Annotated in this window: 19 protein-coding genes; 7 read left to right on the top strand and 12 right to left on the bottom strand. The window is 51.0% G+C overall.

The annotated features are described in order from the left end of the window. Positions 1-7 precede the first annotated feature (7 nt). From nuoF to lrhA, 6 genes are all read right to left on the bottom strand, one after another. Entirely contained in the window at positions 8-1357 is a 1350-nt protein-coding gene (gene nuoF, locus DDT52_RS01690; protein WP_109055649.1) for an NADH-quinone oxidoreductase subunit NuoF, read from the bottom strand. After that, complete coding sequence (nuoE, locus tag DDT52_RS01685) at positions 1354-1902, bottom strand: NADH-quinone oxidoreductase subunit NuoE (RefSeq protein WP_109055648.1); 549 nt, start codon at positions 1900-1902, stop codon at positions 1354-1356. Before nuoE ends, nuoF begins: the two co-directional genes overlap by 4 nt. Positions 1903-1904: 2 nt before the next feature. After that, positions 1905-3704, bottom strand: coding sequence for an NADH-quinone oxidoreductase subunit C/D (nuoC, locus tag DDT52_RS01680; protein WP_136154817.1), 1800 nt, complete (start codon positions 3702-3704; stop codon positions 1905-1907). Positions 3705-3800: 96 nt separating this feature from the next. After that, positions 3801-4475, bottom strand: a complete 675-nt coding sequence (locus DDT52_RS01675; RefSeq protein ID WP_109055646.1) for a NuoB/complex I 20 kDa subunit family protein — start codon at positions 4473-4475, stop codon at positions 3801-3803. 17 nt (positions 4476-4492) lie between these two features. Further along, on the bottom strand, positions 4493-4933 hold the full coding sequence (locus tag DDT52_RS01670) for an NADH-quinone oxidoreductase subunit A (protein WP_136154816.1): 441 nt from the start codon (positions 4931-4933) through the stop codon (positions 4493-4495). Between the two features lie 694 nt (positions 4934-5627). Further along, positions 5628-6530 (bottom strand): transcriptional regulator LrhA, encoded by a 903-nt coding sequence (lrhA, locus tag DDT52_RS01665; RefSeq protein ID WP_136154815.1) that lies wholly within the window; start codon positions 6528-6530, stop codon positions 5628-5630. 501 nt (positions 6531-7031) lie between these two features. On the opposite strand from lrhA, the gene DDT52_RS01660 reads away from it, so the two are divergent. Both DDT52_RS01660 and yfbR read left to right on the top strand, forming a co-directional pair. Continuing rightward, positions 7032-8246 carry a pyridoxal phosphate-dependent aminotransferase gene (locus DDT52_RS01660; RefSeq protein ID WP_109055644.1) on the top strand — a complete coding sequence of 405 codons (1215 nt, stop codon included), beginning with the start codon at positions 7032-7034 and terminating at the stop codon, positions 8244-8246. Between the two features lie 113 nt (positions 8247-8359). Continuing rightward, complete coding sequence (gene yfbR, locus DDT52_RS01655; RefSeq protein WP_136154814.1) at positions 8360-8959, top strand: 5'-deoxynucleotidase; 600 nt, start codon at positions 8360-8362, stop codon at positions 8957-8959. Between the two features lie 115 nt (positions 8960-9074). Here yfbR and DDT52_RS01650 read toward each other — a convergent pair whose 3' ends face one another. The 4 genes from DDT52_RS01650 to yfbV form a co-directional block, all read right to left on the bottom strand. Then, on the bottom strand, positions 9075-10907 hold the full coding sequence (locus DDT52_RS01650) for an SLC13 family permease (protein ID WP_136154813.1): 1833 nt from the start codon (positions 10905-10907) through the stop codon (positions 9075-9077). Positions 10908-11077: 170 nt separating this feature from the next. Beyond that, complete coding sequence (locus tag DDT52_RS01645) at positions 11078-11734, bottom strand: sugar phosphatase (protein ID WP_136154812.1); 657 nt, start codon at positions 11732-11734, stop codon at positions 11078-11080. Between the two features lie 21 nt (positions 11735-11755). Next, a complete protein-coding gene (locus DDT52_RS01640) occupies positions 11756-12250 on the bottom strand; it encodes a YfbU family protein (protein ID WP_136154811.1) in 495 nt (164 codons plus the stop codon). A 181-nt stretch (positions 12251-12431) separates the two neighbouring features. Beyond that, entirely contained in the window at positions 12432-12887 is a 456-nt protein-coding gene (gene yfbV / locus DDT52_RS01635; protein WP_109055639.1) for a terminus macrodomain insulation protein YfbV, read from the bottom strand. Between the two features lie 443 nt (positions 12888-13330). On the opposite strand from yfbV, the gene ackA reads away from it, so the two are divergent. Beyond that, positions 13331-14533, top strand: coding sequence for an acetate kinase (ackA, locus tag DDT52_RS01630; protein WP_136154810.1), 1203 nt, complete (start codon positions 13331-13333; stop codon positions 14531-14533). Positions 14534-14627: 94 nt separating this feature from the next. Next, positions 14628-16751, top strand: a complete 2124-nt coding sequence (gene pta, locus DDT52_RS01625) for a phosphate acetyltransferase (protein ID WP_210732658.1) — start codon at positions 14628-14630, stop codon at positions 16749-16751. 158 nt (positions 16752-16909) lie between these two features. On the opposite strand, the gene DDT52_RS01620 is transcribed toward pta, so the two are convergent. Continuing rightward, on the bottom strand, positions 16910-17932 hold the full coding sequence (locus DDT52_RS01620; protein ID WP_048638095.1) for a LacI family DNA-binding transcriptional regulator: 1023 nt from the start codon (positions 17930-17932) through the stop codon (positions 16910-16912). A gap of 240 nt (positions 17933-18172) precedes the next feature. Between DDT52_RS01620 and DDT52_RS01615 the strand changes: the two genes are divergently transcribed. From DDT52_RS01615 to ulaA, 3 genes are read left to right on the top strand one after another with little or no spacing between them, the layout of a single operon-like run. Then, a complete protein-coding gene (locus DDT52_RS01615; protein ID WP_136154808.1) occupies positions 18173-18616 on the top strand; it encodes a PTS sugar transporter subunit IIA in 444 nt (147 codons plus the stop codon). Positions 18617-18638: 22 nt separating this feature from the next. Further along, the gene (locus DDT52_RS01610; protein WP_136154807.1) at positions 18639-18926 is read left to right on the top strand and encodes a PTS sugar transporter subunit IIB; all 288 of its coding nucleotides are present in this window, start codon (positions 18639-18641) and stop codon (positions 18924-18926) included. A 12-nt stretch (positions 18927-18938) separates the two neighbouring features. Beyond that, positions 18939-20195, top strand: a complete 1257-nt coding sequence (gene ulaA / locus DDT52_RS01605; RefSeq protein WP_048638092.1) for a PTS ascorbate transporter subunit IIC — start codon at positions 18939-18941, stop codon at positions 20193-20195. An 81-nt stretch (positions 20196-20276) separates the two neighbouring features. Here the strand turns inward: ulaA and yfcD are convergent, their stop codons facing one another. Further along, entirely contained in the window at positions 20277-20885 is a 609-nt protein-coding gene (yfcD, locus tag DDT52_RS01600) for an NUDIX hydrolase YfcD (protein ID WP_109055632.1), read from the bottom strand. Positions 20886-20924 lie beyond the last annotated feature (39 nt).

Here is a 20924-nt window from a genome sequence, read left to right as displayed (position 1 = left end):
GTACTTATTACCAGCGTTCTTTCAACAGGTTGGGTTGAATACCGCCAATCGCTTTAAGATTACCCAGATATTGTGGAGAAATTCCCGCCTCAAATTCTTCCCGGAAATATTTAATGGCGCTCTGAAGAGGCTCAACGGCACCTGGCGCATGCGCACAGAAGGTATTGCCCGGCCCAAGGAAACGACATAGCTGTTCCAGCGTTTCAATATCGCCCGGTTGCCCTTCCCCTCGTTCCAGCGCGCGCAGCAGTTTAACGCTCCACGGCAGGCCGTCACGACAAGGCGTACACCAGCCGCAGGATTCGCGAGCAAAGAACTCTTCCAGATTACGGGTCAGCGAAACCATGTTGATTTCGTGATCGACGGCCATCGCCAGTGCCGTGCCTAAACGGCTGCCGGCTTTCGCGATATGTTCAAAATCCATCGGTAAATCGAGATGGCTTTCCGTCAGGAAGTCCGTACCCGCGCCGCCGGGCTGCCAGGCTTTGAACTTCAATCCGTCGCGCATACCGCCAGCATAGTCTTCAAGAATTTCACGGGCGGTCGTACCGAATGGCAGTTCCCATAATCCGGGATTTTTGACGCGGCCGGAGAAACCCATCAGCTTCGTACCGGCATCTTTACTCTTGCCCGCCGATAGCCCCTGATACCACGCCGCACCATATTCAATAATTGCAGGTACGTTACACAGGGTTTCGACATTGTTCACACAGGTCGGTTTGCCCCATGCGCCGGCAGACGCCGGGAAAGGCGGTTTGGAACGCGGGTTGGCGCGGCGGCCTTCCAGAGAATTTATCAGCGCCGTTTCTTCACCGCAGATATAACGGCCCGCCCCCGTGTGAACGAACAGCTCAAAATCAAATCCGCTGCCCAGAATATTTTTACCCAGCAACCCTGCTGCTTTTGCTTCTTCAATCGCGCGGCGTAAATTCTCTGCCGCCTCGATATACTCGCCGCGCAGGAAGATATAGCCGCGGTAGGCTTTTAGCGCAAACGCGCTAATCACCATGCCTTCCACCAGCAGGTGGGGAAGCTGCTCCATCAAAAGGCGGTCTTTGTATGTCCCTGGCTCCATTTCATCTGCGTTACACAGCAGATAACGGATATTCATGCTTTCGTCTTTCGGCATCAGGCTCCATTTCAGCCCCGTCGAAAAGCCGGCGCCGCCGCGCCCTTTCAGTCCGGCATCTTTGACCAGAGAAACCACCTCATCCTGCGCCATGCCGCTTAATGCTTTTTGCGCGCCGGCATAGCCGTTTTTGCTGCGATATTCATCCAGCCATACTGGTTGTTTATCTTCACGCAAACGCCAGGTCAAAGGATGTTGCTCAGCAGTCAGGACAATGTTTTTACTCATTGATACTGCTCCAATAACGATTCAATATCTTCAGGCTTCACGTGGCTGTGGGTATCGTCGTCAATCATCATTGACGGCCCCTTGTCACAGTTCCCCAGACAGCAGGTCGGCAGTAACGTGAAACGTCCGTCAAAGGTTGTCTGGCCCGGTTTGATGCTGAGCTTGCGCTCCAGCGCGGCCTGAACGCCCTGGTAACCATTGATGTGGCACACCACGCTGTCGCAATAGCGAATAATGTGACGTCCAACCGGTTGACGGAAAATCTGGCTATAAAATGTCGCAACACCTTCAACATCGCTGGCCGGGATGCCCAGTACATCGGCAATCGCCGAGATGGCGCCATCCGGCACCCAGCCACGCTGCTTCTGCACGATTTTCAGTGCTTCGATGGATGCCGCGCGGGCATCTTCATAGTGGTGTTTTTCGTGTTCAATCGCGTCACGCTCTGCGTCACTCAACACAAAAACATTTTCTTTCGTCAGTGAATCGGCGGCGGGTTGCCCCTGAGCGTCGATATGATCGTGAGTGTTGTTATGATCGTGCATAATTAGCGGTCCACATCTGACATGACAAAATCAATACTGCCGAGATAAACGATCAAATCGGATACCAGACATCCTCGGATTACCGACGGAATCTGCTGCAGATGCGCGTAACTCGGCGTGCGAATACGGGTGCGGTAGCTCATGGTGCCGCCATCGCTGGTCAGGTAGTAGCTATTGATACCTTTGGTTGCCTCAATCATCTGGAATGATTCATTGGCAGGCATAACCGGCCCCCACGAAACCTGTAGGAAGTGGTTAATCAGGGTATCAATATGCTGCAACGTGCGCTCTTTCGGCGGCGGCGTGGTCAGCGGATGATCCGCCTTGAACGGCCCTTCCGGCATATTCTTCAGGCACTGTTCCAGGATCCGCAGACTCTGACGCAGTTCTTCAACTTTCAGCATCACCCGGCTGTAACAATCACTGATGCCATTGCCGACCGGTACTTCAAAGTCAAAGTTTTCATAGCCGGAATACGGACGACGCTTACGTATATCGAAATCAATACCGGTTGCACGCAAGCCTGCGCCCGTTACCCCCCATTCCAATGCCTCTTTGGCATTGTAGGCGGCGACGCCCTGAGTACGGCCTTTAAGGATGGTATTCTGCAAGGCGGCTTTGACATAGGTGTCCAGACGGGACGGCATCCAGTCGAGGAATTCGCGCAGCAGGCGTTCCCAACCACGCGGCAAATCGTGCGCCACACCGCCGATCCGGAACCAGGCTGGGTGCATACGGAAACCGGTAATCGCTTCAACCAGATCGTAGATCTTCTGGCGATCGGTAAAGGCAAAGAACACTGGCGTCATGGCGCCAACGTCCTGAATGAACGTACTGATATAGAGCAGATGGCTATTGATACGGAAGAGTTCGGATAGCATGACGCGAATCGTCTTCACGCGATCCGGCACCTCAATGCCGGCCAGTTTCTCAACGGCCAGAACATACGGCATTTCATTGACGCAGCCGCCCAGATACTCAATACGGTCGGTATAAGGAATGTAGCTGTGCCAGGACTGACGCTCACCCATTTTTTCCGCACCGCGATGGTGGTAACCCACATCGGGCACACAGTCGAGCACTTCTTCGCCATCCAGTTGCAGGATGAGGCGGAAAGCGCCGTGCGACGAGGGATGGTTCGGCCCCATATTGAGGAACATGAAGTCCTCATTTTCGGTGCCGCGCGTCATTCCCCAATCTTCTGGTTTGAACGTCAGCGATTCCATTTCCAGATCTTCTTTCTGCTTGGTCAGCACGAAAGGATCGAATTCGGTCGCACGCGCCGGATAATCTTTACGTAACGGGTGACCTTCCCAGGTATGCGGCATCATGATGCGCGTTAAATGGGGGTGGCCGTCAAAGGTGATACCGAACATTTCCCATGTTTCACGCTCATACCAGTTGGCGTTCGGGAACAGGCCGGTCATGGTCGGCAAGTGCAGATCATTTTCAACCAGCGCGACTTTCAACATGATGTCGCGGTTACGTTCGATGGAAATCAGATGGTAAAAAACAGAGAAATCAGCAGCAGGCAAACCTTCACGGTGCGTACGCAAACGTTCATCCACACCGTGTAAATCAAACAGCATGACATACGGTTTCGGCTGTTTTTTCAGGAAAGACACCACTTCCAGTAATTGCTCACGCTTGATCCACACGACAGGAACGCCGGTGCGCGTTGCCTGTACAGTAAATGAATCCGGCCCAAAACGGTTACGCAGTTCGCTAATGACCGGATCGTCAAGGTGATCGCGGGTTTGCCAGGCAGGCAGAGCGAGATCGTGCGTCGTTAAATCTGTCATAAATGTCACCACATTAAATGTGCTATTGCTGTATCTGATCATGGCCGCACACTGTTATCGTGATATTACACGGCCAGCGTAATCATCATTTACAGATCAAATCTCATCGGGCGAACGCAGGTTGGTCACTGCGATACGCTCACCGCGTTTGCGTTCCCGTTCGGATTGCATATTGGCACGGTAAACGCCCTGTTCCCCCACGACCCATGACAGAGGACGGCGCTCTTTTCCAATGGACTCTTTTAACAGTAGCAGAGCTTGCATATAGGCTTCAGGGCGCGGCGGGCAGCCAGGAATATACACATCAACCGGCAGGAATTTATCGACGCCCTGAACAACGGAATAGATATCGTACATGCCGCCGGAGTTGGCGCAGGCTCCCATGGAAATCACCCATTTAGGCTCCAGCATTTGTTCATACAAACGCTGGATGACGGGCGCCATTTTGGTAAAGCATGTTCCGGCAACGACCATAAAGTCGGCCTGGCGCGGTGAAGCACGCAATACTTCAGAACCAAAACGCGCGACGTCATGAACGGCAGTAAACGACGTCACCATTTCAACGTAACAACAGGAAAGGCCAAAGTTATATGGCCATAAAGAATGTTTACGACCCCAGTTCACGGTATCGTGTAATGCATGTTCCAGTTTGCCCATATAGACACTGCGGTGAACATGCTGCTCCAGAGGGTCGGAAACGATCTCCTGCCGTTGCAGGGGATAACGGTCATTCTCACCGTCCGGCTCTATGCGGGTGAGCGTATAGTCCATCTTAAAATGCCTCGCTGTTACTGCTGATGAGTATCGGTAGTGTTGATCATGTCTGATTTGACGACTTGTCTCTTGGAACGAGCAGGGATCCAGTCCAGCGCCCCGATACGTACCAGATAAATCAAACCAGCCAACAGCACCAAAATGAAAATGGTTGCTTCGATAAAGCCGACCCAGCCGCTCTCCCTGATAGAGACAGCCCAGGCATACAGGTATAAGGCTTCAACGTCGAAGATAACGAAAAACATGGCGACCAGATAAAACTTAGCGGACAGACGTAAACGCGCTGAACCCACCGCATCAATACCGGATTCATAAGGAATGTTTTTAGCTCTGGCCCTTGCTCTCCCACCAAGCAAGAATCCCCCTACCAGCATGAAACCGCACAGGCCCACAGCAACGATAAGGAATAGCGCAAACGCCCAATGGTGGGCGAGGACTTCAGTAGTTGTTGACATACTCTTTGCTTACTCATCAAAAGTGGCGGGTAACACATCTGCTCTTTTTCCGGCAGTTAATGCGCCACATCGATTAAAAGGAAGGATAAATAACCACACGAAAAGCACGGAAACGTATCAGGTCAGCGGCATTCGGCGTGGTTGAGTCCCTAATTTTGTAACCTTTTTTCAACCTTACTAAAAATAACAGTACATTAGTTTACATGCACGTAGTTTTGTTAACATTTTGTGTCCTTACCTTCGGCTAAATCGAGTCAGTTTCGTGACTCGTTAACAAATTACGACTGTAGAAAACTCTGATTCGCGATGCCACTATACCATTTTCACAAGGAATGCCTGTTCCCCCATAGGGTTATTAGGGATATTTTTTGATCCAGCACACATTTTTTTCAATTTAGTTAGTAAAAAAATTGGCGGGGTTGACTTTAGGCAGGAGGTGAATTTTTGCAACAACCTTTTAAAAAAATCAAACTATCGTTTTATAAAAAGCAAAGGAATGCGATCCTGTAGCAACGTCCCCTTTCAGCCGAGGCATTTATAGGATATCTGATAGCTGGATAGCGTGCTTTACGCACGCATCACCGACAAGCCGCCATCATTCGGGTTGTGTCCCTGTTGCCCGAATAATGTCAGGTTTATCATAAAATTACACCGTATCCCTCAGCGATAAGATCGAAAAGCCGACCTTCGCTGCTCAATCCTGCGCCGTTGAAACAGGGATCACATGCGATTTATTCCCTGATTCAATCACGTTGAAAATCGCGGTTACCAACTCATTTTCATGATGCGGGTTTCTGCACAGGAAATAACGGGTTTCAGGCAGTCTGGGTAACCCATCCTCCTCCCCCAGCACTTTCAACTCGGGGCTCATCATCTCGACCGAACGAACCGTTACACCAAGCCCGGCTTTGACCGCTGCGCGTACGGCGGACAACGTTGACGCCACATAAGAAATCTTCCAGGGTATCCCTGCCGCTTTCAGCCTTTCTATGGCCAATGTGCGAAAAGGACTGGGTTCATCCAATACGACGAGCGGAACCGGTTCTTCAGATCTGAATTGATAATCCGCGGCGCAATACCATAACGTAGGAGAGCTGCGTAATAAAACATGGGGAAAGCCAACGCTATTCATCGTGGTAATCACCAGATCAATTTTTTCCTCATGTAGCATTTCCAACATTTCAGCACTGCGTTTCACACTTACCGCTATCGATAATTTAGGAAAAACAGAAGTTACCCGGTGTAAAATATAGGGAAGAATAGTATCCGCAGTATCATCGGAAGCGCCGATCGTCAGCGTCCCCTGAATATCGCTATACATTAATGAAGCGCAAGCTTCGTCATTGAATTGTAATATTTTTCTGGCGTATCCGAGAAACTGGATACCGTGTTCGGTTAACTGCTTATTACGCCCATGACGGGCAAACAGCTCCTTTCCGATGAGTTGTTCTAAACGTTGCATTTGCTGGCTGACGGCCGATTGGGTCCGGCATACGGCAACAGCGGCGGCTGCAAAGGTGTTTAAATCTGCAACAGCGACAAACGTTCTCAATAGATCAAGATCGAGATTAAGTACTGGTCGATTTGCATTGGTCATACGATTATTCACTTATCTATTTTAATTTTTAACAAGAGCATTCCTGGTGTTTTATTACATGTATTGGGAACGACCCATACATTTGAAGACACTATCGCAGACGCACGGTAAGGGCAAAAAAATACTTATATTTCGTTACCCCTATCGTCTTTTCAATTGATGTCTCATCTTTATTTTAAATGATTCATCAATCTTAATCTTTATCAGAATAAAAAATCGTTTCCGCTTTTTTTCACTCTAAAAAATAAACAATCTCTGTTATTTAAAATAACCTGAGACCGGTTGTAGTAGAGAAAACAGTTACAAACTGATGAAAGACCGCCCTCTGAACCTACCATAGCGCACTAATCAACTAGTACACAATGCCATAGTATGCCGGCACTGATATTTGTAGATATCGAGATAAACATTCTTCAAAAGGTACAACGGGAGGAGTACATTAAGCGGGTTATGCTATTCCACACAGGAATACGCTTTTCCCGCAAAAGGTTTGTGATATTTATGTCTCCGATTGAAAAATCCAAAAAGCTGGAGAACGTTTGTTATGACATTCGTGGTCCGGTTCTGAAGGAAGCCAAACGACTTGAAGAAGAAGGGAATAAAGTCCTCAAGCTGAATATTGGTAATCCCGCCCCTTTCGGCTTTGAAGCTCCGGATGAAATCCTCGTCGACGTTATCCGCAATCTGCCGACAGCACAAGGGTACTGTGACTCAAAAGGCCTGTATTCCGCGCGTAAAGCCATCGTCCAGCACTATCAGGCTCGGGACATGCGCGAAATGACGGTTGAAGATGTCTATATCGGCAACGGTGTTTCCGAACTGATTGTGCAATCAATGCAGGCGTTGCTGAACAGCGGCGACGAAATGCTGGTGCCTGCGCCGGACTACCCGCTGTGGACGGCTGCCGTATCACTTTCCAACGGCAATGCCGTACATTATCTCTGCGATGAAGAAGCCGGCTGGTTTCCCGATCTGGACGATATTCGTAAAAAAATCACGCCGCGTACCCGCGGTATTGTCATCATCAATCCCAATAACCCGACAGGCGCAGTCTATAGCAAAGCGCTGCTGCTTGAGATCGTGACCATCGCCCGCGAACATAACCTGATTATTTTCGCTGACGAAATTTACGACAAAATTCTCTATGATGACGCCCAGCATCATTCTATTGCCGCGCTCGCCCCCGATCTGCTGACCGTCACCTTTAATGGTTTATCAAAAACCTATCGCGTCGCCGGTTTCCGTCAGGGCTGGATGGTATTGAATGGCCCGAAAAAGCATGCGAAAGGGTATATTGAAGGTTTGGAAATGCTCGCATCAATGCGTTTGTGCGCAAACGTACCGATGCAACATGCCATTCAAACCGCCATTGGCGGTTATCAGAGCATCAGCGAATTTATCCAACCCGGTGGACGTTTGTATGAACAGCGCAACCGCGCCTGGGAACTGATCAATCAGATTCCTGGCGTCTCCTGCGTCAAACCCAGCGGCGCGCTCTATATGTTCCCGCGTATTGATGCCAAACGCTTCAATATCCATGACGATCAGAAGTTGGTTCTGGATCTTCTATTGCAGGAAAAAGTGCTGCTGGTACAGGGAACCGCGTTCAACTGGCCTTACCCGGATCACGTTCGAATTGTGACGCTGCCACGCATTGACGAGTTGGATATGGCAGTCCACAAACTGGGGCGTTTTTTGGAAGGTTATCACCAATAACCCATGCCGCGCCTTGCCGGGCAGTTCCCTGTCCGGCGTTATTTTGTCTGATTGCATAATCCTGCCCAAGTGCTCACAATAGATTCTTGTCGTGCTGCTGTCTGAGAGATGTTATGAATCAGAGTCACTTTTTTGCCCATCTATCCCGTCTTAAACTCATTAGCCGCTGGCCGCTGATGCGAAACGTCCGCACAGAAAATGTTTCTGAACACAGCCTACAGGTGGCTTTTGTCGCCCACGCTCTGGCGGTAATTAAAAACCGAAAGTTCAACGGCAACATCAATGCGGAACGAATTGCCTTACTGGCGATGTACCATGATGCCAGCGAAGTGTTGACGGGGGATATGCCTACGCCAATCAAGTATTACAATGCGCAAATTGCCCATGAGTACAAAAAGATTGAGAAGATCGCACAGCAAAAACTGATTGAGATGCTTCCGGAAGAATTGCAACAGGACTACCGTTCGCTTCTGGATGCACAATATATGAGCGAGGACGAGCGGGCGATTGTCAAACAGGCCGATGCGCTTTGCGCCTATCTGAAATGTCTGGAAGAACTGTCTGCGGGTAATACCGAATTTACGCTGGCCAAAGCCCGGTTAGAGAAAACATTGCAGCTGCGCAACAGCCCGGAAATGGACTATTTCATGGATGTCTTTATTCCAAGCTTTAGTCTGTCGCTGGATGAAATCAGTCAGGATTCCCCGCTATAATGCTGATGAGATTGCGGTGCTTTCTCCACGATAGCCAGCAATCACGCGCCAGGATAATGGATTGCTCCAGCGGGGCAATCCGTCTCGCCGATGCCGTTGCCTGAACCAAAAACGATCAGAAAGGGTACAACCACGGTACCATCATCACACTCACTATCATCACCAGGATGGTGAACGGCACACCGACACGGATAAAGTCGCCAAACTTGTATCCCCCCGGCCCTAATACCAGCGTATTCACCGGCGATGACACCGGCGTCATGAACGCCGCTGAAGCCGCAATAGCAATGATCATGGCAAATGGATAGGGCGAAACGCCCATCTGTTTGGCTGCCGCAATGGCGATCGGCGCCATTAACACCGCTGTCGCCGTATTCGAGATAAACAACCCGATAACCGCACACAATATAAACAGACAGACCAGCATGACATGAGGCCCAGCCTCCCCGGCGACTTCCATCAGCGCATTCACGATCAGCGCCACCCCGCCGGTTTGCTGTAAGGCAAGTGCAAACGGCATCATTCCCACAATCAGGATAATGCTGGGCCAGTGAATCGCCCGATAAGCGCCTTCCATGTCAATACAGCGAAACTTGCCCATTAATAAACAGGCGATCAGCGCCGCAATCGCATTGGGAATTTCATCCGTCAGCATCATGGCGACCATCAACGCCAGACAAAATAACGCATGGGGAGCCTGACTGACCGCAGGTGCGACATCATCCACTTCCGCGGGCAAATTCAGCAACAAAAAGTCGTTTTTCTGCGTGTGCAACTGCCGGATCATTCGCCAGTCACCAATAACCAGCAAAATATCACCGAGTTGCAGTTGCTCGTCTGCCAAAATCCCTTCCAGCGCCTCACCGTTGCGACGAATACCCACTACGCTCAATCCGTAGCGGCTGCGGAACCCCACTTCATAGAGCGTTTTTCCCAACAGCTCGGAATCGGGAATCAACGACATTTCCGCCATGCCGACATCACGAGCCTGTTCTGAAAAATATTCCCCGCGCAGCACCATCGGTTCCAGACGCTGCGAGGTACAGAACTCACGCAGATCCATTTCCGACGCCGACATATCAATCAGCAGGACATCGTTCAGGCGAAGCTCGGTGTTGCCCGCCACACTGACCATCACGCGACGAAATTTTCGCCAGCGTTCAATCCCGACGATATTGGCGCCATAGCGCTGACGCAGACGAAGATCGTCCAGGCGATGACCAATCAAAGGGGAACCGGAGAGGATCGCCAAACGACGCGCCCTGCCCGTCAGCTTATAATCCCGAATCAGGTCGCGAAATGTTTTTCTTTTCCAGGCATCTTTTGAGGCTTCCGTTTCCGCACCGCTGAGCCAGTAACGCGCCACCATCATATAGGCCACGCCCATCAATAACACCACCATACCGATTGGCGTCATACTGAAAAAACCGAACCCCGCGATACCTTCGCGCATAAGTTCGCTGCTGACGACCATATTGGGCGGCGTCGCCACCAGCGTCATCATCCCACTGATTAGCCCGGCGAAGCTCAATGGCATCATCAATCTGCCCGGTGATGTTTTCATGCGGGCAGAAACACTCAGCACCACAGGAATAAAGATAGCCACCACGCCCGTTGAGCTCATAAATGCACCCAGCATGGCAACGGTCACCATCAGCAACACCAGCATTTTGATTTCACTGCTGCCCGCGGCTCGCACCAGCCAGTCTCCCACCTGATAGGCAACGCCGGTACGCACCAAACCCTCACCAATAACAAACAGCGCCGCGATCAAAATCACATTAGGGTCGCTAAATCCCACCAACGCCTGGGGTAATGTCAGCGTTCCGCTCAAAACAAACGCGATAATGACCAATAGTGCAATGACATCCATGCGTAATTTATTGGTGGTAAACAACACAATGGCGATCAGCAACAGGGATAAAACCCAGAGAAGTTCGCTATTCAAAACGGTTCCCCTGACGGAAAGAGTTCATTGATAGGAAATATATTCAAAATGCCATAAAAAACCGATGCATTTTTTAGGGTGGCAGACAGGGATAGTCTGCCATAAAAAAACCTCGCTGATGCGAGGTTCGATCATATTTAATCATACTTTTGTCAGTAAATTACAAAAACTTATTGACCATAGACGATACTAACGCCGTTGTCAGACTTCTCTATTCGAATCTGTTCCAGCGAATTTAAAACCAGGTCGACCTGATCCAGTTTCGGCGTATCCAACGGCGCTTTTACCGCAATAACCCGACACCCTGCCGCCAACCCAGATAATACGCCTGCCGGCGCATCTTCGACCACCACGCACTCTGCCGGATTCAGGCCCAGCTGTTGGGCGCCGAGCAAGTAAGCATCAGGATGCGGTTTACCCTGAGCAACCTGTTCCGCGGTAATAAACGCTTTCGGTGCAGGCAACCCCGCGGCCCGGTGACGCGCGCTGGCAATCGGAATCGTCCCCGATGTGACGATTGCCCACGGGATACCCAGTTCATCCAATCGATCTAGCAGGGCTTTCGCCCCGGGCATTTCGACGACACCCTGCGTATCCATCGTTTCAATTTTTTCCAACGCATAGAATTCCTGCTGAATCGTCTCCTCGCTCTGTCCCTGGAGGAAATGCCGCAGAGAAGTAATCGCCTGCTTGCCATGAATAAAATCCAGAACTTCCTGTGGATCGATATCGTGTGCTTTTGCCCAGTTAATCCAGGAACGTTCTACGGCAGGTAATGAATCAACCAACGTACCATCCAAATCAAACAGAAAACCTTTACACTCCACAGAAAGCCCCTTTGCAATCATTCAGGCGTTGATAATTTGTGCGATCTCAACCGCACTCAAATGATATTGGCGCGGACAAGACTGCCAGATGGACAGCATACGGCCATACTTGTCCCACATTTTAGTCTGGGCATTAAAGCCATGCGTACCCGAGTCGAAATGCGGATAGCGCCCTTCCACGTGCACCATAAAACGGACAAAGCCGAGATAGCGTGCTTCCGTCGCCGCATCAAAGCCCAGAAAGATCAGGCGACGTTCGTCCAGATCCTGTTTATCTTTCAGATTGTCCCACGACACCTGCAAGGCGTGGTGCATTTCCATTATATTGATAATCGTGCGGCAGACATCTTCACTCAGCTCGCCGAACTCACGATCCAATTCGCGCATCTGTAAACCATAGCCCCGCTCGATAATAGTTTGCAGCCGGCGATAACGCTCTGCGTTCTCCGGATCAAGCATGGTCATCATTTTGTATTGATTTGAAAGGATCAATCTCTGGGCATTTGTCATTTCCATCGTGCTCTCCTGAACCACATCCCGGCATACCGCCGATTACCATGTTATTGATAACAGAATCGTTATTGACAGCAGAATCGCATACTGAATCGTTTCGTGATAGCAATAGCAGACGATTTTTTGATTTAAAACAGCAGGAAGGAGAAAAATCACCGTCCACGCACGCCCAGTCGGATTCAGATCACAGATCGTCCAAAAACGTTTTATCAAGCTGTTTGAAAGCGCGTTTCAGCACATCGGCCAACGATTGGTACGTAGGGGCTTCCTCCAGCGGCGCCAGCGCCAAACCAGACTCAAGCAGCTTATGGCGGATATCATGGAACCAATTCAATAGCGTAGGCGGCAGCGGTGTCACGGAGCGACGTCCAAGCCACCATAGCCCTTGCATAGGTAAACTACAGGCAAATAACGCGGTGGCGATGGCGGGGCCTAGTTGCCCTTCAAGGGCAATCTGCCAGGTCAGGGTAAACACCGCCAACGGCGGCATAAAACGAACGGCAAACTGGGTCGCACGCGCCACACGATTTTCAGGAAAGACAGGAGCCAGACGCTTATCGGCAGGCCACGTTTTCATGTAGTGCTGCCCACGTTGGAGTAACTGTAGCCAACTGATTCTACCGCTAGGTTTCGTTGCCATAGTCACACCTCAACTTTAAAGATAAAAAATAAAACTTTTGCACAAACCAACAACTCAATTTGATAAGGTTAAAATATATTTTGTGTTTGCCGTACGCTATCGGTATTCTAGAACGGCCTTTTGGCCGCTATATATTTGGCTGCTATATACTAAAATCGTATGCCTATACGCAGGGAGTACGTTCCCTCACTACAACAAGCGCTGCCAACAGCCATAACGCGGTTATTCATCGCTTTTAATAAGCTGCGGTCTCATCACGTTGGCGTCATGTTCAGTATACTGTTCATTCGGTATCAACGCTTAGAGACATCGACATTTTTTCATCGTCATGTCAGGTGTATCACACCAAGGCATGATGTTAATCATAAATGCCAACAGTGGTGTGCGATAGACTTACCTCTGTATGACATTTTTTTAACCATGTATAACAAGTAGGTACTTCCATGTCGAGTAAGTTAGTACTGGTTCTTAACTGTGGTAGTTCATCCCTGAAGTTTGCCATCATCGATGCTGTTAACGGGGAAGAATACCTATCCGGTTTAGCCGAATGTTTCCACCTTCCTGAAGCCCGTATCAAATGGAAGATGGACGGTAGCAAACAAGAAGCTGAATTGGGTGCTGGCGCAGCTCACAGCGAAGCGCTGAACTTCATCGTTAGCAACATTCTGGCTCAAAAACCGGAACTGTCTGAACAACTGGTGGCCATCGGCCACCGTATCGTTCACGGCGGCGAGAAATTCACTCAGTCCGCCGTTATCAACGCCGATGTCTTGCAGGGTATCAAAGATTCCATACCTTTTGCACCTTTGCATAACCCAGCACACCTGATCGGTATCGAAGAAGCGCTGAAATCCTTCCCTAAACTGGCCGACAAGAACGTGGTTGTCTTCGACACCGCGTTCCACCAGACCATGCCGGAAGAATCTTATCTTTATGCCCTGCCGTACAAACTGTATAAAGAACATCACATCCGTCGCTACGGCGCACACGGCACCAGCCACTATTTCGTTACTCAACAGGCGGCTAAAGCCCTGAATAAGCCGGTTGATGAACTGAACGTCATTACCTGCCACCTGGGCAACGGCGGTTCTGTGGCGGCGGTTCGTAACGGTAAATGCGTTGATACTTCTATGGGGCTGACGCCGCTGGAAGGTTTGGTAATGGGTACTCGCAGCGGCGATATCGATCCGGCCATCGTTTTCCACCTGCATGACTCGCTGGGCATGAGCGTTGAAGCCATTAATAAACTGCTGACCAAAGAGTCCGGTCTGCTGGGGCTGACGGAAGTCACCAGCGATTGTCGCTATGTTGAAGACAACTATATGACCAAAGAAGATGCCAAACGTGCAATGGATGTCTACTGCCACCGTCTGGCTAAATACATCGGCTCTTACAGCGCCCTGATGGAAGGTCGTCTGGATGCCGTCATCTTCACCGGCGGTATCGGTGAAAACGCCGCGATGGTACGTGAACTGACGCTGAAAAAACTGGGCCTGCTGGGCTTTGACGTCGACCACGAGCGCAACCTGGCCGCACGTTTCGGCAAAGGCGGCAACATCGCTAAAGAGGGTACCCGTCCGGCGCTGGTCATTCCGACCAATGAAGAATTGGTCATCGCTCAGGACGCCCTCCGTCTGACAGCGTAAAAATAAAGAACGCCAACTCCGTCAGCTCAGGCTGACGGAGTTGTTTTTGACTAACGAGCAACCGTCAAGAGGTTTAGCCGTGTCCCGTACAATCATGTTGATCCCAACTGGCACCAGCGTTGGTCTGACTAGCGTCAGCCTGGGTGTCATCCGTTCCATGGAACAAAAAGGCGTCCGCCTGAGCGTGTTCAAACCTATCGCTCAGCCTCGCACTGGCGACAATACGCCAGACCAGACCACGACCATCATTCGCGCCAACTCCTCCATCAATGCAGCAGAACCGTTGCAGATGAACCGTGTTGAAGCGCTGCTGAGTTCCAACCAGCAGGACGTGCTGATGGAAGACATCATTGCCCGCTACCATGAAAACACCAAAGATGCGGAAGTGGTGCTGGTCGAAGGTTTGGTTCCGACCCGCAAACATCAGTTCGCCAACGCGCTGAATTATGAAATCGCAAAAACGCTGAACGCGGAAATCGTTTTCGTACTGGCGCTGGGCAACGACTCGCCCGCACAGTTGAAAGAACGTATCGAACTGGCCCGTTCCAGCTTCGGCGGCAGCAAGAATAAAAACATCACCGGCGTGATCATCAACAAACTGAACGCCCCGGTGGATGATCAAGGTCGTACGCGTCCTGACCTGTCTGAAATCTTTGATGATTCCAGCAAAGCCAGCGTTACCAATATCGATCCGAAACTCCTGTTTGCCAATAGCCCGTTGCCGGTACTGGGTTGCATTCCGTGGAGCTTTGAGCTGATTGCCACCCGTGCAATCGATATGGCCAAACACCTGAATGCCCGTATCATCAACGAAGGCGATATTCAGACTCGCCGCGTGAAATCCGTGACGTTCTGCGCGCGCAGCATTCCTCATATGCTGGAGCATTTCCGTCCAGGCTCACTGCTGGTCACCTCCGCAGACCGCCCTGACGTACTGGTTGCCGCCTGTCTGGCCGCAATGAACGGCGTGGAAATCGGCGCCCTGCTGCTGACCGGCGGCTACGAAATGGACCCGAGCATCAGCAAACTGTGCGAACGCGCTTTCCAGACCGGACTGCCTGTCTTTATGGTTAAAACCAATACCTGGCAGACCTCGCTCAGCCTGCAAAGCTTCAATCTTGAAGTGCCGGCAGACGATCACCAGCGCGTGGAAAAAGTTCAGGAATACGTGGCTCGCCACATCGATACCCAGTGGATTGACTCGCTGAGCGCCGAATCCGAACGTTCACGCCGCCTGTCGCCACCTGCGTTCCGTTATCAGTTGACCGAACTGGCGCGTAAAGCCGGCAAGCGTATCGTTCTGCCAGAAGGTGATGAACCGCGTACTGTTAAAGCCGCCTCTATCTGTGCCGAACGTGGTATCGCTCACTGCGTTCTGTTGGGGAACCCGGAAGAGATCCAGCGCGTCGCTGCCGCTCAGGGCGTAGAATTAGGTAAAGGTATTGAAATCGTCGATCCGGTTGCCGTGCGCGAACGTTATGTTCCACGTCTGGTTGAACTGCGCAAGAGCAAAGGCATGACCGAAGTGGTTGCGCGTGAGCAACTGGAAGACAACGTCGTCCTGGGTACACTGATGCTGGAACAGGGCGAAGTTGACGGTCTGGTTTCCGGCGCGGTTCATACCACCGCTAACACCATCCGTCCGCCGTTGCAGTTGATCAAAACCGCGCCGGGCAGTTCTCTGGTTTCTTCCGTGTTCTTCATGCTACTGCCTGAGCAGGTTCTGGTTTACGGCGACTGCGCCATCAACCCGGACCCAACCGCTGAACAACTGGCTGAAATCGCGATCCAGTCTGCCGATTCCGCCACTGCTTTCGGCATCGACCCACGCGTTGCGATGATTTCCTACTCTACGGGTAATTCCGGTGCCGGTAGCGATGTGGAAAAAGTTCGTGAAGCAACTCGTCTGGCTCAGGAAAAACGCCCGGATCTGGTCATCGACGGTCCGCTGCAATATGACGCCGCCATCATGGCCGACGTGGCGAAATCCAAAGCGCCGAACTCTCCGGTTGCAGGTAAAGCCACCGTGTTTATCTTCCCCGATCTGAACACCGGTAACACCACTTATAAAGCGGTACAGCGTTCAGCAGACCTGATCTCCATCGGGCCGATGTTGCAGGGTATGCGCAAACCGGTCAACGATCTGTCACGTGGCGCACTGGTAGACGACATCGTTTACACCGTTGCCCTGACGGCGATTCAGGCAACCCAGCTTTAATTCTCCGTCTGCCACATACCGATCCCCGCGCAAGCGGGGATTTTTTTATGCATGCGCAATCATTGCGCTTACTGACAAATCCACCGGTTATGTTGTACATAGCGTGTGTTGCGCTTTGCTTTGACGACGCCGTCAGCCATGCATATTTACCTGGGATATTAACTGCTTCCTCCCGGTTCAAACCGATAGCTGAAAGGAAGACTGATTGGTTCTTCCACTCCTTTCTTAAGCATGGATATCAGTAGCTTGCCCGTTTCACGCCCCATTTTTGCATAATCTACCCTCACTGAAGTCAATACCGGATAGGTTTGATCGCTGTTCTCGCTACCGTCCAGACAGGCTATCGCCAGATTTCCGGGCACCTTGATCAACCGGCGCTGACACTCGAACAACAGCCCGAGCGCAATATCTTCATGGCTGCAGACCAGCGCATCCAGCTCCGGCTGTCTGAGCAGCAGTTCCATCAGGGCATGGCGGCCAAACTGCATGCTGGATGCGTCAGGCGTCGCCACGACCAGATCGGCATTCTGATAGCCTTGCAGCATGGCTTTATGCCAGCCGTTCAACTGCTGTTTTTGCAGGCGATTATCCATATGCGCACAGACGTAGCCGATATTCTTATACCCCCGCGCCAGTAAATGCCGGGTTAGCTCTTCCGCAGCGGCAGAAAAATCGACGCTGAGGGTCAGTCTGGCATTCGGGTTGCCGGCTCCGACAATATTCAGGGTTGGTACGGAAGCCCGTTCAATGAACTGCCAGGTGCTGTCGGCAAGCTGCGATCTAAATACGACCAGCGCATCGGGGTTATTCTGTAGTAACGTGCCGAGAATGCTGGCTTCTTTCTGCTGGTTATAATCATGACAACCCAACAGCAGTTGGTAATTATTGCGATTGAGCGCCAGTTGCAATGATTGCATAAACAGCGAACCGGCCTGATTGGTCAGAGAAGGGATCAGCACAGCGACGGTATTACTGTGCCCGGAAGCCAACGCCCCCGCCGCGCGGTTTGGAATGTACCCCAACGATTCCACCGCCTGCTCTATTTTTTCACGCAGCTTATCCGATACCTGTTCTGGCGTTCTCAGCGCACGCGAAACGGTCATCATGCCAACACCGACGTAATTCGCCACATCTTGAAGGGTAACCCGTCCGGTCGTGCGGCGTTTACGCAATTTTTCCATTCTGGTATTCCCTGCTTCCGTCATAGAGCCCCGCCACACCCTAAACGGGTAGATGACATATATAGCTATTATAACCGCCGCAGAGATACATCATCAAAGATCATCGCATTGTTAATGATATCGTTATCACATAATTTGGTAGCGCTATCGGTTAGCGCTACCAAATGTGATAAACATCTCATCAATCGCGGTATAAAGCGGCTACGCTCTGCGGCATGACGTAAAGAGAGAGCAAAATAAATGTTAAAAGATCTGTTAACGCCGGATGTGATCCAACTGATTGACAGCGTCGATGACTGGCGGAACGCCGTGGCCGTTTCCTGTCGGCCGCTCATCGACAATCACGCTATCGAACCCCGTTATCTGGACGCCATCTATCGCTCACACCAGGCGATAGGCCCGTATTACGTCATTGGTCCCGGCATCGCCATGCCGCACGCGCGTCCGGAAGAAGGCGTGAATCGTCTGGCATTGAGTCTGACGGTAATCCGCAACGGCGTTAATTTTTCGGCTGGCGAAAACGATCCCGTTAAGCTGCTGGTGGTGTTGGCCGCTTCCGACAGTAACAGCCATATCGACACCATTTCACAGCTGGCGGCATTATTTGACAACAGCGATGATATTGCCGCCATCATGCAAGCCAACACCCCGCAAGATGTTATTGCGATTATTGAGCGCTATTAATTACCTGCCCCGGAGTAAATAAATGAAAATCACAGTCGTATGCGGTAACGGTTTAGGTACCAGCCTGATGATGGAAATGAGCATTAAAACCATCATCCGGGATCTGGGCGTCAGTGCCGAGGTTGATCACGTGGATCTGGGTTCGGCCAAAGGCACGCAAAGCGATATTTTTGTCGGCACCAAAGACATAGCGGAACAGCTAATTGCGCAGTCCGTCAACGGAAAAATCGTTTCGCTCGATAACATGATCGACAAAAACGCCATGAAAGAACGTTTGTCCATTGCGCTTACCGAACTAGGCGCCCTGTAACCGGAGGTCAGTATGGATTTCTTTCATTTTTTGATGAGTGACGTGCTGTCCGAACCGTCGATTCTGGTCGGTCTGATTGCATTGATTGGTCTTGTCGCCCAGAAAAAACCCGTTACCGAATGCATTAAAGGCACGGTCAAAACCATCATGGGTTTTATCATACTCGGCGCGGGCGCAGGTCTGGTTGTCGCCTCGTTGGGCGATTTTGCCAACATCTTTCAGCACGCGTTTGGTATTCAGGGCGTCGTGCCAAACAATGAGGCGATTGTTTCGGTAGCGCAGAAAAGTTTTGGTAGAGAGATGGCGATGATCATGTTCTTCGCCATGGTAATTAACATTCTGATCGCCCGTTTCACTCCCTGGAAGTTCATCTTCCTTACCGGACATCACACGCTATTCATGTCGATGATGGTGGCGGTTATTCTGGCTACCGCAGGCATCTCCGGCGTGGCGCTGATTGCCATTGGTTCACTGGTCACTGGCACGGCGATGGTTTTTTTCCCGGCGATTGCTCACCCGTACATGAAAAAAGTCACCGGTTCCGACGAAGTGGCGATCGGCCATTTTTCAACATTATCGTACGTACTGGCTGGCTTCATCGGCAGCCGGTTTGGCAACAAAGCGCATTCAACTGAAGATATGAACGTACCGAAAAGCCTGCTGTTTCTGCGGGATACGCCGGTCGCGATCGCGTTCACCATGAGCATTATCTTCATTATTACCTGTCTGTTCGCCGGACCGGAATTCGTCAAGAGCATTAGTGGCGGCAAGAACTGGCTGATGTTCTCGATTATCCAGTCGATTACCTTTGCTGCGGGCGTCTACATCATTTTACAGGGTGTACGAATGGTAATTGCCGAAATCGTCCCGGCTTTTAAAGGCATCTCTGACAAACTGGTGCCCAATGCCAAACCGGCGCTTGATTGCCCGATCGTGTTTCCCTATGCGCCAAACGCGGTATTGGTCGGTTTTCTCAGCAGCTTTGCCGCGGGTATTCTCGGTATGTTCGCGCTGTATCTGCTCAATATGACGGTGATTATTCCCGGTGTCGTTCCGCACTTTTTCGTCGGCGCCGCCGCAGGCGTATTTGGTAATGCGACCGGTGGTCGGCGCGGGGCGATTCTGGGCGCTTTTGCTCAGGGTCTGCTAATCACCTTTCTGCCGGTGTTCCTGCTGCCGGTGCTGGGCGAAATCGGTTTTGCCAACACCACATTCAGTGATGCGGACTTCGGTGCGCTGGGCATTCTGCTGGGTATTATTGTCCGTTAATCCCACGGGCTGACTTAATTTCAACGCCTTGACTATCAGCGTTATCCCCGTTTTCACGGGGATAACGGCGAACAGAAAACCTCACTTCTCCAGTTCAATGAAGCCACCGTCTTCAGCGCGGCTCTGGCTGTCGTTGTTGACACTGTTGTCACGCGCCAGCGGTTTACCGTAGTTTTGGTCATTGTAGCGCGTTAACCACAGCGACAAGGCTTTGAGTGAATCAGGCGTAAACTCATCACAGCGCGCGGTAATTTCTTCCGGCGACAACCAGCTGACTTCATCAATTTCAGCTTCCTGCAACGCAAAAGGTCCATGCGTAACACAGCTAAAAAGCCCTCCCCATACGCGACAGTTCTCTGCTTCATAATAAAACAGGCCATGTTCAGCGAACGGGACACCGGCAATACCGAGCTCTTCTTCAGCTTCGCGACGCGCGGACTCAAGCATCTGCTCTCCGCTTTGCACGACTCCTCCCGCCGTTGCATCTAACCACCCTGGATAGAAATCTTTGCTTTCGGTACGACGCTGAACCAGAATCTTGCCCATGCCATCATGCACAACAATGTAGGTAGCTCGATGACGAAGACTCTGGGCACGCATCTGCTGACGACTGGACTGAGCGATTACCTCATTGTTTTCATTGACGATATCTACCCACTCTGTGTCTGCTGACTGACTTTGTTCCGCCATCCTTTGAAACCCTTTAGTATTGACGCGTTGCAACGCGTA

It is taken from the genome of Brenneria roseae subsp. roseae (genome assembly GCF_003115845.1).
Lineage (GTDB): Bacteria > Pseudomonadota > Gammaproteobacteria > Enterobacterales > Enterobacteriaceae > Brenneria > Brenneria roseae.
Note: the sequence above shows the minus strand (reverse complement) of the source record. Positions and strands in the feature narration are given on the sequence as shown.

Coding starts and splice junctions, on each gene's coding strand:
- DDT52_RS01660 (WP_109055644.1), top strand. CDS start 7,032: ATGTCTCCGATTGAAAAATCCAAAAAGCTGGAGAACGTTTGTTATGAC.
- nuoF (WP_109055649.1), bottom strand. CDS start 1,357: ATGAGTAAAAACATTGTCCTGACTGCTGAGCAACATCCTTTGACCTGG.
- nuoC (WP_136154817.1), bottom strand. CDS start 3,704: ATGACAGATTTAACGACGCACGATCTCGCTCTGCCTGCCTGGCAAACC.
- ulaA (WP_048638092.1), top strand. CDS start 18,939: ATGGATTTCTTTCATTTTTTGATGAGTGACGTGCTGTCCGAACCGTCG.
- DDT52_RS01620 (WP_048638095.1), bottom strand. CDS start 17,932: ATGGAAAAATTGCGTAAACGCCGCACGACCGGACGGGTTACCCTTCAA.
- yfbR (WP_136154814.1), top strand. CDS start 8,360: ATGAATCAGAGTCACTTTTTTGCCCATCTATCCCGTCTTAAACTCATT.
- DDT52_RS01615 (WP_136154808.1), top strand. CDS start 18,173: ATGTTAAAAGATCTGTTAACGCCGGATGTGATCCAACTGATTGACAGC.
- yfcD (WP_109055632.1), bottom strand. CDS start 20,885: ATGGCGGAACAAAGTCAGTCAGCAGACACAGAGTGGGTAGATATCGTC.
- nuoE (WP_109055648.1), bottom strand. CDS start 1,902: ATGCACGATCATAACAACACTCACGATCATATCGACGCTCAGGGGCAA.
- yfbV (WP_109055639.1), bottom strand. CDS start 12,887: ATGGCAACGAAACCTAGCGGTAGAATCAGTTGGCTACAGTTACTCCAA.
- pta (WP_210732658.1), top strand. CDS start 14,628: ATGTTGATCCCAACTGGCACCAGCGTTGGTCTGACTAGCGTCAGCCTG.
- DDT52_RS01610 (WP_136154807.1), top strand. CDS start 18,639: ATGAAAATCACAGTCGTATGCGGTAACGGTTTAGGTACCAGCCTGATG.
- ackA (WP_136154810.1), top strand. CDS start 13,331: ATGTCGAGTAAGTTAGTACTGGTTCTTAACTGTGGTAGTTCATCCCTG.
- DDT52_RS01675 (WP_109055646.1), bottom strand. CDS start 4,475: ATGGACTATACGCTCACCCGCATAGAGCCGGACGGTGAGAATGACCGT.
- DDT52_RS01670 (WP_136154816.1), bottom strand. CDS start 4,933: ATGTCAACAACTACTGAAGTCCTCGCCCACCATTGGGCGTTTGCGCTA.
- lrhA (WP_136154815.1), bottom strand. CDS start 6,530: ATGACCAATGCAAATCGACCAGTACTTAATCTCGATCTTGATCTATTG.
- DDT52_RS01640 (WP_136154811.1), bottom strand. CDS start 12,250: ATGGAAATGACAAATGCCCAGAGATTGATCCTTTCAAATCAATACAAA.